We start from the raw sequence: 13555 nt of genomic DNA on the forward strand, positions 1-13555 counted from the left end.
CCGTTTACGGGAACCGCTGTTGAGATGTATCGGCAGGATATGCATTCCCTTAAGGCCTTTGTTCAAAAACCTATTTGCGGCCCCTAGCGGGCTTGGCTGCCTTGGGCGGTTCACGCCGGGGGCAGAAGCTCAGCATTTCGCACGTGTCGCACAGGGGTTTGCGCGCATCGCACACTTCGCGCCCAAACCAGACCATGCGGTGGTTCACATCTCCCCATTCCTCGCGCGGAAAAAGTTTCATGAGGTCGCGCTCAATAGGTATGGGGTCGGTTTCGTCCGTCAGTCCCAGGCGGTAGGCAATGCGTTTTACATGCGTATCAACCGCAAGGCCCTCGTTGATGCCGTATGCTCCAAACAGCACCACATTAGCTGTTTTGCGGGCAACGCCGGGGATGGTGACGAGGTCTTCAATGCTTTTGGGAATCTGCCCGTCAAAAACATCACGCACACGCCGCGCTGCCCCCAGCAGATTTTTGGCCTTGCTGTGAAAAAATCCTGTGGGCCGGATGACGCTTTCCAGTTCTTCCAGCGGGGCCTCTGCCAGGGCGGCAGGGGTGGGCCAGCGGCGGAACAGCTCCGGCGTAACGGTATTCACCCTGGCATCTGTGCACTGTGCCGCCAGCACGGTGGCTACCAGCAGTTCCCATGCATTTTGGGCGTCCAGATGGGTGCGCGGGTGCGGATAGCGTTTTTGCAGGGCGGCAAGAACGTTCCGGGCCGTTGCCTGTGGGGATGATTTTACGCTCATGTCTCTTTATGCCACAGGGCGCGCATGCCCGCAAGCAAGAGCACTGGCAATGAGCATGACATAGTTCTTTGCACTGGAGCCAGTGCCGCCCCCGTTTGGCCACAGTATTGCGCTATGGGTGCAGGGTTTGTTTTTTCCCCAGCTACGTGTAGCATGCCTTCATGGAACATGAGGAAATCAGCAAGGTTTTTCTGGTCTATATGACCACGCCCACCCAGGAAGAATCGCTGACGCTCGCGCACGAGCTGGTGCGCCTGCGGCTGGCAGCCGGGGTCAACATTGTGCCCGGCGCGCAGTCGGTTTACCGTTGGAAGGGCGAGGTGCACGAAGCCGAGGAATGCCTGCTGGTGGCCCAGGTGAGCGAAGCCGCATTGCCGTGTTTTATGGCAAAGGTGCGCGCCCTGCACAGTTATGAAGTTCCCTGCGTGGTCGCCATGCCCATTGCAGACGGCCATCAGCCTTTTTTGCGCTGGATTACAGAAAACAGTCTGCCGCCCACGGCCTGACCAACCTTCATCCGTCACGTCATCAAGAGGAAACTATGTCCATCTATGTTTCAGGATCACTGGCTTTTGACCGTATCATGACCTTCCCCGGCAGTTTTCAGGATCACATCCTGATGGACAAGCTGCACATGATCAACGTGAGCTTCATGGTGGACGGCATGGATGAACGGCGCGGCGGTTGCGCGGGCAATATTGCCTATTCTCTGGCCCTGCTTGGCGAAAAGCCCACCATTGTCGCCGCCGCAGGGCGCGACTTTGGCCCTTACGCCATTGTGCTGGAAAATATGGGGCTGCCGCTGGAAGGCATCCGTCGGGCGGAAGAAATTTTTACCGCCCTGTGCTACATCACCACCGACCTCAACAGCAACCAGATCACCGGTTTTTATCCCGGCGCCATGAGCCTCCCTGCCGACTACAGCTTCCCCGCCATTGATGCGGACAAGGACATTGCCATTATCTCCCCCGGCAATGTGGAAGACATGCGCCGCCTGCCCGGATTTTACCGCGAAAAGGGCGTTCCCTATATTTTCGACCCCGGCCAGCAGTTGCCCGTGCTCACCGGCAACGATCTGCTGGCAGCCATTGAAGGCTCCTTTGCCTGCATCACCAACGACTATGAACTGAACATGATCTGCAAGGCCACGGGCAAGAGCGAGGACGAGCTGGTGGGCCGCACCTTGTGGCTTGTGACTACTCTCGGTGCGGACGGCGCGCTGGTGCGCGGCGCAGACGGCACAGAAACGCGCATTCCTGCGGTACCTCCCCGTCAGATCCTCGACCCCACAGGCGCGGGTGACGCGCACCGCGCGGGCCTGCTCAAGGGCCTGCTGCACGGGCTTTCCATGCCCGAAGCCGCCAAGCTCGGCTCTGTGAGCGCCAGCTTCTGCCTTGAAAAAATGGGCACGCAGGAACACGAGTATTCGCCGGAAGTTTTCCGTCAGCGGTATGAGGCCGTGTTCGGCCCCCTGCCCGAAGGCATTCTGGCTTAAGCGTCAGGCCGCCCCTGCGGCAGATGCCCCCAACGGGCTGTAAACCGGGAGTAAACCATGCAGAACAAGCTTCCTGATGGTATACGGGTTCTGTTTGTGGCTGGTTTCGGCCCGGTAGTGGCCGACCCTGACGCAAGCGGCAAGCTGTACAGAAAGGTGCTGGGTCTGCCCCTGCGCCATGAAGAAGGTTACGAAGGCTATTGGCATTCCCAGTGTCTGGAGGGCGTAAAACATTTCGCCCTCTGGCCGCTGGAAAAGGCCGCGCTCTCCTGCTTTGGCGAGGAGGTCTGGCCGGAGCGTCTGCCTGTGCCGCAGGCCTGGCTAGAGCTTGATGTGGAAGATATTGTTTCCGCCACGCGCATTCTTGAGCAGAACGGCTATGAGCTGCTCCTCCGGCTGAAGGAAGAACCATGGGGGCAGACCGTCACCAGATTCCTCAGCCCGGAGGGTATCCTCATGGCTGTTACGCACACGCCCTTTTTGCGCGAGGCGGCTTCGGCGGAGGAAACGGCCTGATCAGGGAGGCGGCATGTACTACATTGCGCTGGTGGTATTTGCGGGCTGTATTGTGGCCCTGCAACCTCCCATCAACGCGGCCTTGAGCCGCACGGTGGGGCTGCTGGAAAGCGGGCTTATTTCTTTTGCCATCGGCGCGGTTTTTCTGGCTGTCCCTGTGCTGCTGATGGGGCGGGGCAATGTGTTCCGCGTATTTGAAACCCCTGTATGGCAGTGGGCTGGCGGGGTGCTGGGCGCGTTCATGGTTGTGAGCACAACCCTGGCCGCGCCGCGTATTGGCGTGCTGGCTACGCTGGTCGCCATGATTTTTGGCAACCTTGTTATGGCGGCCATTATTGACCACAACGGCTGGTTCGGCCTCAATGCCATCCCTTTTGACTGGCGCAGAATGCTTGGGCTGGTGTTGGTGCTGGCGGGCATTGCCCTTGTGGTGCGCCGCTGATAAAGCCTGCGGCGCGCGGCAGAAGCCCCGCGTTGCAGCAAAAATAAGGGAAAGAAATGCGCGTTGATGCAGTGCGGGAGTTTTTGGCCCGTCACGGACTTGAAGAGGCATACCGGGAGTTTGAAGTTTCAAGCGCCACCGTTGATCTGGCGGCTCAGGCCATTGGCTGCGAGCCGGGGCGCATTGCCAAGAGCCTCTCCATCAGCGTCAACGACGCACCGATGGTGTTGGTGGTCATGGGCACGGCCCGGCTGGATAACCGCAAGTTCAAGGACTCCTTTCACGCCAAGGCCCGTTTTATCAAGCCTGAAGATCTGGAGGCCCAGGTGGGGCATCCCATGGGTGGCGTCTGCCCCTTTGCCCTGCCCGAGGGCGTTGCCGTGTATCTGGACGAAAGCCTCAGGCGCTATGATCCTGTGTATCCGGCTGCGGGCGCGCCCAACAATGCCGCCAAGCTCACCCTGGCGGAGCTGGAGCGGATCACGGGCGGCGTGTGGGTGGACGTGTGCAAGAGTGAAGAAGCCTGATTTTTTTTGCTGATGCGCCCGTAGGATAATACTGCGTTGCGGCACGGGCCGTGCGTGAACCTGCGGGTGCAATGCCCTTTGCAGGCCGCGTCTGCGACCTCAGAGATGTTTTACCGTGTCGACAGGCAGATTGCGCTGGTCTGGTGCAGCATAATTATTGCCCAAAGCCGCCGCCTCCGCGCCGTCTATGGCAGCCGCCCACGCCGCAGCGTGTGCCGTGCCCGTCGCACAGCTCATAATCCCCGCCTTCAATGCGCAACAGTTTGCCGTTCACCAGCGAGTCTGCCAGTTTTTTGCGAGCTTCCGCATAGATGCTCTGTACGGTGGTGCGGGCAATGCGCATTTTTTCAGCGCAGGCCTCCTGATTCATGCCCTCAAGATCAATGAGGCGCACGGCCTCATATTCATCCACGGTCATGATGACTTCCTGCCGCGCTTGCGGAGCGCTCTGGCCAAATCCCGGCAGCGGCCCAAAATTGCAGTTTTCAGGCAAACAGCAGACTTTGCGCCATTTTTTTGGTCTTGGCATGCAATCCTCTTTGGGCCGTCCGGCAATGCGCGTTCAAACTGCGCACACTGGCCGGGCGGCCTTGCTCATTCATATGCGGGTACTTTAGCCGTTATTGCCCGCCGCGTCACTGCCTGCCGCAGGGCCTGCGCCGCAGCTTTCGGCCTGACCTGCGGGGCCGTTGCCCTGCTGCATTCCACGGCCCATGCCGCGACCCATACCACGCCCTTCGCCACGGCCTGTGCCCTGGCCTGCTTCCTGCCCGTTCATGGCGCAGTTGCCGCCCCTGTTGCCGTGTCGTTGTCCGTGGCGGCAGCAGCGGCCTTGCCCCATGCTCCGTCCCATGCTCTGGCCCATATTCTGGCTTGCGTCCATTCCTTGATCTGCGGTCTGGCCTGCATCGGACGTAGCGCCCATGCCGCGACCTGCCGCGCGGGCGGACTTGCCGCCGCACTTGCCCATACCGCGCCCTGTGCGCGAACCGTTGCCCTCCGGCCCTGTGTGATCGAAACGAGGCATATTGCCCTCCTTGAGTTGTTGTTATTGACATATGTCATAAACAGGAGTATGTGTGTTTACGATATATGTCAATAACAAAAAATCAGGCAAGGCCAATTTGTCTGAAAAAATGCTTCTGAAAGCAGTTCATCTTGAGAGGGCAAAGAATCATGAGTGATTGCAATCATCAGTGCGGTTCCTGCGGCGAGCAGTGCAACGAGCGAAGCGAGGGGCAGGATGCGCAGGTGGATTTTCGCGTCAAGCCGCACCCCAAAAGTCGCGTTGGCAAGGTTATAGGCATTGTCAGCGGCAAGGGCGGCGTGGGCAAGTCGCTGGTCACATCCCTGCTGGCGGTAGCTCTGACTAAGCAGGGCAAACACTGCGCCATCCTGGATGCGGACATCACCGGCCCTTCCATTCCGCGTGTGTTCGGCCTGACGGGCAAGGCCCATGTTGAGGGCGATGGCCTTGTGCCCGAGCGCAGCAAGGGCGGGGTGGACATCATGTCCATGAACCTGCTGCTGCCCGGCGATTCCGATGCCGTGCTCTGGCGCGGCCCTATCATTGCTGGCGCTGTCAAGCAGTTCTGGTCGGATGTGGTCTGGCGCGATGTGGATTACATGTTTGTGGATATGCCTCCAGGAACGGGCGATGTGCCGCTGACCGTGTTCCAGTCCCTGCCGGTGGACGGCATTGTGGTTGTGACCTCGCCGCAGGAGCTGGTGAGCATGATCGTGCAGAAAGCCATTGATATGGCGCGCCAGATGGATATTCCCATCCTTGGGTTGGTGGAGAACTATTCATATTTCAAATGCCCGGATAACAATAAGGAATACAATATATTCGGTGAGAGCCATATTGATGCGGTGGCCCAGCGGCACGGCCTGAAGGTGCTTGCCCGCCTGCCCATTGATCCTGCCCTTGCGCAGGCCTGTGACAAGGGCGCCATCGAGGATGTTGACCAGCACTTTATGGACGGTGCATTGGCCGTGATTTCGCGCATGTAAAATCGCGTACAGCGTAGCGCCTGTGTGGCGTCTGTTGCACATGGCCGCAAGGTGTGGGAGCCGTTGCACGGCTGGTCCCGCCTTGCGGTCATGCGTGTTTGCTGAATACGTAAAAAAGGGAGTATCTTTACCTTTGCTGCCATGTGTGCCTATGCTTGCCCAAACCAAGGAGCAACCATGCGTACATACCAACAATTCATCAACGGCAAATTGGTTTCCCCTACAGGCTTTGCAATGATTGAGGTGGAGAACCCCTCCACTGGCAAAATAATGGCCCAGACGCCCAACGGCGGGCGTGAAGACGGGCTGGCGGCTCTGGCAGCCGCGCACAGGGCACAGGATGCCTGGGCTGCGCTTCCGGCGGTGGCCCGCGCCGGATACCTAAAAAAAATGGCGGATCTTATCCGCAAGCACAGGCTGGAGCTTGGGCGCATCCTCGCCGAAGAACAGGCCAAAACCCACCCCCTGGCACAGGTCGAGATCGACCTCACCGCTGAGTATTTTGACTACTATGCCGGATGGGCGCGCATCTACGAGGGCGAGATCATCCAGAGCGACCGCCCGCGCGAAAATATCCTGCTGTACCGCAAGCCCATTGGCGTTGTCGTGGGCATCTGCCCGTGGAACTTCCCCTTCTTTGTCATGGCGCGCAAGGTCGCCCCCTCGCTGCTCGTGGGCTGCACCACGGTTATCAAACCCAGCAGCATCGCCCCTGCCACTGTCATGCATTTTGCCAGCCTGCTGACGGAGCTGGATCTGCCCGCTGGCGTGGTCAACTTTGTCACGGGCGGCGGCAGCACCTTGGGCGAGGCCCTTTCTTCCAGTGCCATGACAGATATGGTCAGCCTGACAGGCAGCGTGGAGGCCGGGCAGCGCATCATTGCCGCTGGCGCGCAGAACATCACCAAGGTTTCGCTGGAACTGGGCGGCAAGGCCCCGGCCATTGTTTGCGCCGATGCGGATATGGATCTGGCGGTCAAGGCCGTCACGGCCTCGCGCACAGTGTTCAGCGGGCAGGTGTGCAACTGCGCGGAACGCCTCTACGTGCACGAAAGCGTGGCCGACATGTTCGCCGAAAAACTGGCGACTGCCTTTGCCGCAGTGCGGCTGGGCAATCCTTTTGACGATCCGGCCCCGGACATGTGCAGCCAGATCAGCGCCGAGCATCTTGAAAAGATCAGCGGCATGGTCAAGCGCGCGGAAGCGGACGGCGCGGAAGCAGTTGTCGGCGGCGCGCCCGCAGACCGGGATTCCGGCTACTTCTACACGCCTACTTTGCTGCGCAACTGCAGACAGGACATGGAAATCGTGCGCAACGAAGTGTTTGGCCCTGTGCTGCCCATGATGACTTTCCACGATCTGGATGAAGCCCTGGCCCTTGCCAACGACTGCGACTACGGCCTGACGTCCTCCATCTACACCACCAACGTATCCACGGCCATGGAAGCGGTGAACCGCCTGAAGTTTGGCGAGACCTACGTGAACCGCGAAAACTTCGAGGCCATGCAGGGCTTCCATGCCGGCTGGCGCAAGTCGGGCATTGGCGGCGCGGACGGCAAGCACGGTCTTATGGAATACCTCCAGACTCATGTGGCCTATATTCAATATTAACAAATAATTGCAGATATGCTGAAACAAACGAGGCCCCTCATTGAGGGGCCTCGTTTGTTTCATATCAGGAATCGGCTTTGCTTACTTGGTAAACAGAATCAGCGCTACCATCTTGAGATCCGTGGAGCCGGTATTGAGCAGGGCGTGGCTTTCGCCATCGTTGCACACGGTCACGTCGCCAGCCTTGACGGGGGCTTCAACGCCGTTGTCGTTGTACATGCCTTCGCCTTCAAGGATGTAGTATATCTCGATTTCGCCGTTGTGCTTGTGGTTGCCCACGGCACAGCCGGGCTTGAGAGTGCCGATGTTGAACAGACGGCCTTTGCCAGCCAGCCCGTTCTCATTGACGATCTTGGTAAAGTGGACGGCGCCCGGCCCGCCAAAAAGTTCCTTTTCAAAGCATTCCAGAGCGTCAGCGCGGTTGATCATGGTGTTCTCCTGTGGTTCGGGCGCGGATGCGCCGGTTAAAACTGGGCTGCAAGAGCGCGTTTCCTTGTTTTGCAAGGCCCGCCTGCAATGCCCGCGTGATAACCGGGCATTGCTGCGGCGATCATTCGCGCGGAAAGCGCTTAGTTGTTGTTCTCGTCATCGTCCCCGTCATCGGGGGCAGCGGCTGGCGCATTTGTGGCGTCCGGCTTGCCCTTGGCTCCGGCAGGCAGCACCTTGCGCGGACGGCGCGGCGCGCGTCTTTTGCTTGCGCGCGGTTCGGTCGGCGGTTGCGGCGCCCTTGTGCGCGGCGGCAGTTCCTTGATGTTCACATCAAGCTGCGGGAAGGCAATTTCAATGCGCTGTTCGCGGAATTCACGCTCGATTTCCACGCGGATGTCCGAAGCTGTGGAAACAGATACGTCATAATCCCGCACCCAGAACTTCAGGCTGAAATCAAGCGTACTGGCCCCAAAATCCGCAAAGGCCACGCTCGGCGGCGGATATTTGAGCACGTTGCTGTTGGCGTTGGCCGTTGCCAGCAGAATTTTCATCACCGCGTTGGCATCAGAGCCATAGGCCACGCCGACCTTGATTTCCCTGCGCACGGTGCGGCTGTTGCGCGTCCAGTTGATAAGGCGGCTGGCCACAAATTCCGAGTTTGGGACAATAATCAGGGCATTGTCAAAGGTTTCCACCATGGTGGCGCGCACGCTGATTTTGCGCACTCGGCCCTGAGTGCCGCCCACTTCCACCACGTCGCCCGCCTGGAGGGTGCGGCTGAAGATCAGGATCAGACCTGACAGGAAGTTATTGACGATGGTCTGCATGCCGAAACCGATACCGACAGAAAGACCACCGGCTACCATGGCAAGGTTGCTCAGTTCCATGCCTACGGCGCGCAGGGCGAACAGGCCGAAGCAGCACCACAGCGCATAGGTAAAGGCCGTCTGCATGGGCGGAATGAGCGTGGCATCAATAGCCAGCCCCTGCTTGGGCAGGCGCGCCAGAAAGCGCGAACCCATGGCAACCGCTGTGCGCGTGAGGTAGAACATGGTGATGATAAGCAACAGGTGCACAACGTTGAACTGCGTAGCGCCCACATTGACACCGCGCAGAACATAATGCTGGAGCAGATACATGCCGCCGGGCAATGTGCCGACCCACTGCGAAACGCCCACAAAGGCCGCAACCAGCACCACAGGGGCGGAGAGCGCCACGGCAAGGTGAGCAAGGGCTGCGCGCACGCCTTCCTGAGGCAGCTTGTCGTTGAGGCTGCTGACAAGAGACATGCCGCCCATGCAGAGTTGCAGGGCCAGCGAGCAGGAGACAAAGAGCAGGTACAGCACCATACTGTAGATGTGCAGCCCGGCAAGGGTCAGCACAAGGCATATCCACAACACTATGGGTTCGCATTCAAGCACGCTGGTTTCCACATGCATGGGGCCAAGATCAAGCTTGGGCCTGCGGTGCTGCCGCACGATGGAAATGATGACGATGCACAGCCAGATAATCAGCACCAGAGGCTTGGTCAGCGGCAGATAAAGCAGCACGTATGAACACAGCGTTGGCTGAATGAGTATCCAGAAAGGCGGCTTTTGGCGCGGCACTTCGGGGTATTTCAGCAGGCGCAGGTCCCATGCCAGATGTATCTGGGCCACAATGAGGCACAGGTTGCCCAAGGCCAGAAACAGGCGAAAGAACTCGCCGGATGCGGACATGGAACTGCCAAGAAATGCCAGCCCCACGCACAGCCAGGGCAGACTGACGCGAAAAACATGCCGCAGGGTGCTGTTTTCGTCCTTGTCCTGCGCGGCCCAGCGGCGGTACAGCAAAACGGTGAGCACGCCGGTAAGCAGCAGTCCGAGGATAAAGCGCAGAACTGCCGTGCCCCAGCGTTCAAGCGTGACAGGAACTTCCACAGGCAGGCGCAGGATCATGCCCTGAACGGAATAGTGCATCTGCCGCCCAAAGTCGGCCCATGCATCGGGGCTGAGCCAGGGCACCGGGCTTTGCAGATAATAGTTTTTCCACAGCAGGGGGATCTGGGCGTTGATCTCTTCCTGCATCTTCTCCAGCCGCTTGATAAGCGCCAGAGCCGGGGCAAGGGCCGAGTCGTACTGGGCCAGTACGGCTGTGAGGCGCAGGCGGGTGAGCGCCAGCGTTTTCCCGTATTCCTGCATTTCAGGGCTAAGACTGCCATCGTGCAGGTCTTCAGGCATGCTGTCGGCCAGATAGCCCACGCGTTCCAACAGGGCCTGGGCTTCGGTGCGCGCAACCAGCACGGGGTCTAGCACCTTGCGCAGATCAAGCACTGTGGCCGTGATGCGGCGGCTGACAGCTTCGACGGGATTGGGCCAGTTTTTATACGTATTGAGCAGCACCAGCAGACGCCGCGCTTCTTCCATAAAGGGCTGAACCTTTTGGCTCAGATTGGTTGACCGCTGGGCAAAGGTATCACCCATGGCCGTGGCCTTCTGGGTAATTTCATCAAGCATGGCCTTCTGCCCGCTCCAGACCATTTCCCACGGATCACGCAGGGGCAGGGTGGCGATGGCGGGTTCTTCGTTGGTGTCAACCTTGGCCTCAGCCTTGTCGTCCGCTTTTGGGTCCGTTTTCGCGTCGGATTTGGCATCAGATTTGGCATCGGCCTTGGCGTCAGTCTTGGCGGCGGGCTTGTCGGCCTTGTCAGGTTTGTCTGTTTTATCAGGCTTGTCAGCCTTATCGCCCTTGGGGGCATCCTGTTTGGCGGCATCTGGTTTGGCAGTGTCAGGCTTGGCAGCGTCTGCCTTGGGCGAATCCTGTTTGGCGGCGGGGGTCGGTTCCGCCGCGAATACGGCGGGAGAGGCCAGGGCACAGCACAGGGTCAATAAAAGGGCGGTTATCAGCAATTTGGGTGCGTGCATGGAATCCTCAGATTACAGTCGGTTGTCCCTGAAGGTGGATGCCCTTCCATACGTCAAGAAAGGCCGTTTGAAAAGGTCGTGGTCTTTACAAGGGGCCGGACGGGCGGCATAGTCCGGGCATGGAAAACAGCACAAATACCCCGCCAGCCGGGCTGGGAAACAGCCCTGTGGCCGCCCCGGCTTCACTGCCCGTGGCCTTGTTGCAGCAAGAGGATTACCACGATCCCGGCTTGGGCAGGGCTGTGGGCGACGTCATGGACGCTGCCCGCCTGACGGAGCTTTGCCACCTGCGCCCCGGTGCGCGCGTGCTGGTAAAGCCCAATCTTTTGCTGGCAAAGCCCCTTGCTTGCGTTTCGCCGCAGGTTGTGGCCGCCGTATGCGCCTGGCTTATGGACCACGGTGCGCGGGTGCGCGTGGCGGATTCGCCGGGGTTTGGACGCGCGGCCTCTGTGGCTCGGGCTGTGGGTCTTGAAGCAGCTTTGCGCCCTCTGGGCCTTGAAGTTGAAGAGATCGGCCCTGCGCAGCCGGTGCCCCTGCCCCTTGAGGGCGAAGCGGCGCAAAAGGCAGGTTTGCAGGCGGGCGGATCGCGCTTTCATGTGGCGCGTTTGGCACTTGAGAGCGATTTTATTGTGTCGGTTCCCCGGGTCAAGGCCCATGCGCAGATGCTGGTGACGCTCTCTGTCAAAAATTGTTTTGGTTGCGTGCGCGGCCTGCACAAGGCTTTTGCCCACGCCCGCGAGGGGCGCGATCCCTTGTTTTTTGCAGACTGTCTTGCCGCGTTGTGGGCGGCCTTGCCCCCTGTTGCCGCAGTTGCGGACGGCGTCACGGCCATGCATGTTACAGGGCCGAGCAACGGCAGCCCCTTTGCCCTGGGCGTGGTGGGGGCCAGCGCCTCAGCCGTGGCGCTGGACGAAGCGCTGTATGCCGTATTGGGCCTTGCGCCGCAGGATGTGCCTCTGGGTGCGGCCCTGCGCCGCCGTCATGCCTGGGGCAGCGCCCCGGCAGAAGGGCACGATGGCATGCGGGCGGTCTTTCCCCTGCGAAGTCCATCGGATTTTTCATCTGCCGGATTTCAGTTGCCAGCGGAGCTTTCGCACACGTCCTTTCATCCTGCCCGCTTTGTACACAGTTGTTTTCGCCGCATTGTTGCGGCGTTCAGAAAATAGCCGCCAAGGAGCCTCGTATGCCCAGAATCCTGCCTGGAGAAACGGATATTTATGCCATCACGGATGCCGGTCTTTCACTGGGAAGGCCGCTTGAAGAAGTTGTTTCCGCCCTTATGGGGGCAGGCGTGCGCATTTTGCAATATCGCGAAAAAAAGCTGAAATCCGGTGCAATGCTGGAGGAATGCCGCCTGTTGCGGCGGCTGACCAGGGAGGCCGGGGCCTGCTTTATCGTCAACGACCACGTGGACATCGCCATGTTGGTGCAGGCCGACGGCGTACATGTGGGGCAGGAGGATCTGCCTGTTCCCGATGTGCGTAGCCTTGTGGGACCGGAAATGATCATCGGCCTTTCCACCCACCTGCCGGAGCAGGCCCGCGAAGCCCGCAGCCTTGGCGCGGACTACATCGGCGTGGGGCCGATTTTTGCCACCAACACCAAGGAAGACGTGGTTGATCCCGTAGGGTATGAGTATCTGGATTGGGTTGCCCGCAACGGAGATTTGCCCTTTGTGGCCATTGGCGGCATCAAACGGCATAACATTGCGGAAGTCGCGCGGCACGGCGCGCGTTGCTGCTCGCTTGTGAGCGAACTGGTCGGCGCGCCCGACATCCGCATCAGAGTGGAAGATGTGCGTAAGGCCATGCGTGAAGGCATGGTGGGGTAGGGCCCCGGAACAGGCCAGCCCCAAAAACAGGTGGCGGCACACGCTGTTGCGTATGCCGCCACCTATGATTTTGAACGCACGGTGTGCTATTGCAGCGCCTGACCCACGGCCCTGTGGTAGCCGCGCATGCGGCGACTTTCGAGGCGTGAGCGTTGCAACTGCGACCTGATTTCGCTGTGCGCCCTGGTGGCAAGTTCCGTCAGTTGATCCTGCACACGGGCCAGTTCAATCAGGTGAGTTCTGTACTGGTCGGCCTGGCTGTCTTCCAGCATGTGCCAGGCCATGCTGGTCACTTCGCCCCGCCTTTCGGCAAGCTCGACCGCCCTGTCGTATGCGCCGTCCTCCAGTGCCGCCATTTCCAGACGGGCAAGGTTCAGCGCTTCATCAAGAAGGCATACTCCCTGATTCATGCAAGCTCCTGAGGCCTATTGGGCCATGTGTTCGACAACCTGCTTGTGCAGAATCTCGCTGGTGGCGCGCCAGTCGTCGCACAGCGGGATGAATTCATATTCAAGCAGGTCTGCCAGAAGAATCCAGTCTTCGTTTTCCAGCACGTCGCCCATTTCAGAAAGCAGGCTGGAGAATTTTTCGGTTTTTTCGGCAAAATCGGGCAGAGCGCCATCCGTGTAGTTGGTGCGCAGTTCGCCCAGCATGCCCATGAAGTCGCGGGTTACGTCCAGCAGATCCTGAAAAAGTTCCAGGGCGTCCGTGTCAGAGGCGGCGCGGAACAACCGGGCCACTTCGCGCGAGCCGTGGGCCATCATCTGGGCGACCTTGCCCAATTCGGCGGACATATCCACAGCCATTTCAGCCATGGGCACAGAGCGCACCTCAATGGAAGAAATTTCGGAGCAGGCGATGTCTTCGGCCTGATGCGGATAAATCTCGGAAAACGCCTCGTTGTTTACCAGAACGTCCGTGACTACGCGGTTGGCCATCTGGTCTTCCTGCATGACATCCTTGAGCAGTTCTTCAAGGTTGGCAAAGGCAGAAATGCTTTTTTCGCTTTGTGAGCCGTCTATGATTATCATTCCAGTTCC

General features: G+C 59.6%; 16 protein-coding genes. 9 read left to right on the plus strand and 7 right to left on the minus strand.

Annotated elements, in window-relative coordinates; translation table 11 throughout:
- Positions 1 to 70: 70 nt before the first annotated feature.
- Positions 71 to 748 (minus strand): endonuclease III, encoded by a 678-nt coding sequence (gene nth / locus JMF94_RS02265; protein WP_240823575.1) that lies wholly within the window; start codon positions 746 to 748, stop codon positions 71 to 73.
- A 161-nt stretch (positions 749 to 909) separates the two neighbouring features.
- On the opposite strand from nth, the gene cutA reads away from it, so the two are divergent.
- The 5 genes from cutA to JMF94_RS02290 are packed head-to-tail and all read left to right on the plus strand — an operon-like array spanning position 910 to position 3728.
- Positions 910 to 1254, plus strand: coding sequence for a divalent-cation tolerance protein CutA (cutA, locus tag JMF94_RS02270; protein ID WP_240823576.1), 345 nt, complete (start codon positions 910 to 912; stop codon positions 1252 to 1254).
- 35 nt (positions 1255 to 1289) lie between these two features.
- A complete protein-coding gene (locus tag JMF94_RS02275; RefSeq protein WP_240823577.1) occupies positions 1290 to 2243 on the plus strand; it encodes a carbohydrate kinase family protein in 954 nt (317 codons plus the stop codon).
- A gap of 57 nt (positions 2244 to 2300) precedes the next feature.
- Positions 2301 to 2759, plus strand: a complete 459-nt coding sequence (locus tag JMF94_RS02280; RefSeq protein ID WP_240823578.1) for a VOC family protein — start codon at positions 2301 to 2303, stop codon at positions 2757 to 2759.
- A gap of 13 nt (positions 2760 to 2772) precedes the next feature.
- Positions 2773 to 3201 (plus strand): DMT family transporter, encoded by a 429-nt coding sequence (locus tag JMF94_RS02285; protein WP_240823579.1) that lies wholly within the window; start codon positions 2773 to 2775, stop codon positions 3199 to 3201.
- A gap of 56 nt (positions 3202 to 3257) precedes the next feature.
- Positions 3258 to 3728 carry a YbaK/EbsC family protein gene (locus JMF94_RS02290; protein WP_240823580.1) on the plus strand — a complete coding sequence of 157 codons (471 nt, stop codon included), beginning with the start codon at positions 3258 to 3260 and terminating at the stop codon, positions 3726 to 3728.
- 154 nt (positions 3729 to 3882) lie between these two features.
- Here JMF94_RS02290 and JMF94_RS02295 read toward each other — a convergent pair whose 3' ends face one another.
- Positions 3883 to 4257 carry a DUF134 domain-containing protein gene (locus tag JMF94_RS02295; RefSeq protein WP_240823581.1) on the minus strand — a complete coding sequence of 125 codons (375 nt, stop codon included), beginning with the start codon at positions 4255 to 4257 and terminating at the stop codon, positions 3883 to 3885.
- Between the two features lie 84 nt (positions 4258 to 4341).
- The gene (locus tag JMF94_RS02300) at positions 4342 to 4755 is read right to left on the minus strand and encodes a DUF5320 domain-containing protein (RefSeq protein ID WP_240823582.1); all 414 of its coding nucleotides are present in this window, start codon (positions 4753 to 4755) and stop codon (positions 4342 to 4344) included.
- 149 nt (positions 4756 to 4904) lie between these two features.
- Between JMF94_RS02300 and JMF94_RS02305 the strand changes: the two genes are divergently transcribed.
- Together JMF94_RS02305 and aldA are read left to right on the plus strand one after the other, a co-directional pair.
- A complete protein-coding gene (locus JMF94_RS02305; RefSeq protein ID WP_240823583.1) occupies positions 4905 to 5741 on the plus strand; it encodes an Mrp/NBP35 family ATP-binding protein in 837 nt (278 codons plus the stop codon).
- 177 nt (positions 5742 to 5918) lie between these two features.
- Positions 5919 to 7352 carry an aldehyde dehydrogenase gene (gene aldA / locus JMF94_RS02310; protein ID WP_240823584.1) on the plus strand — a complete coding sequence of 478 codons (1434 nt, stop codon included), beginning with the start codon at positions 5919 to 5921 and terminating at the stop codon, positions 7350 to 7352.
- 81 nt (positions 7353 to 7433) lie between these two features.
- Here aldA and JMF94_RS02315 read toward each other — a convergent pair whose 3' ends face one another.
- Together JMF94_RS02315 and JMF94_RS02320 are read right to left on the minus strand one after the other, a co-directional pair.
- The gene (locus tag JMF94_RS02315; RefSeq protein ID WP_240823585.1) at positions 7434 to 7781 is read right to left on the minus strand and encodes a cupin domain-containing protein; all 348 of its coding nucleotides are present in this window, start codon (positions 7779 to 7781) and stop codon (positions 7434 to 7436) included.
- A gap of 140 nt (positions 7782 to 7921) precedes the next feature.
- Positions 7922 to 10684: a mechanosensitive ion channel domain-containing protein gene (locus tag JMF94_RS02320; protein ID WP_240823586.1), complete on the minus strand. Its 2763-nt coding sequence runs from the start codon at positions 10682 to 10684 to the stop codon at positions 7922 to 7924.
- A gap of 119 nt (positions 10685 to 10803) precedes the next feature.
- Between JMF94_RS02320 and JMF94_RS02325 the strand changes: the two genes are divergently transcribed.
- Positions 10804 to 11850, plus strand: coding sequence for a DUF362 domain-containing protein (locus tag JMF94_RS02325; RefSeq protein ID WP_240823587.1), 1047 nt, complete (start codon positions 10804 to 10806; stop codon positions 11848 to 11850).
- A gap of 17 nt (positions 11851 to 11867) precedes the next feature.
- A complete protein-coding gene (thiE, locus tag JMF94_RS02330; RefSeq protein ID WP_240823588.1) occupies positions 11868 to 12515 on the plus strand; it encodes a thiamine phosphate synthase in 648 nt (215 codons plus the stop codon).
- A gap of 86 nt (positions 12516 to 12601) precedes the next feature.
- On the opposite strand, the gene JMF94_RS02335 is transcribed toward thiE, so the two are convergent.
- Both JMF94_RS02335 and JMF94_RS02340 read right to left on the minus strand, forming a co-directional pair.
- Positions 12602 to 12925, minus strand: coding sequence for a hypothetical protein (locus tag JMF94_RS02335; RefSeq protein WP_192112181.1), 324 nt, complete (start codon positions 12923 to 12925; stop codon positions 12602 to 12604).
- Positions 12926 to 12940: 15 nt separating this feature from the next.
- Positions 12941 to 13546: a hypothetical protein gene (locus JMF94_RS02340; RefSeq protein WP_240823589.1), complete on the minus strand. Its 606-nt coding sequence runs from the start codon at positions 13544 to 13546 to the stop codon at positions 12941 to 12943.
- Between the last annotated feature and the right edge of the window lie 9 nt (positions 13547 to 13555).

The organism is Desulfovibrio sp. UIB00 (genome assembly GCF_022508225.1).
Taxonomy (GTDB): Bacteria; Desulfobacterota; Desulfovibrionia; order Desulfovibrionales; family Desulfovibrionaceae; genus Desulfovibrio.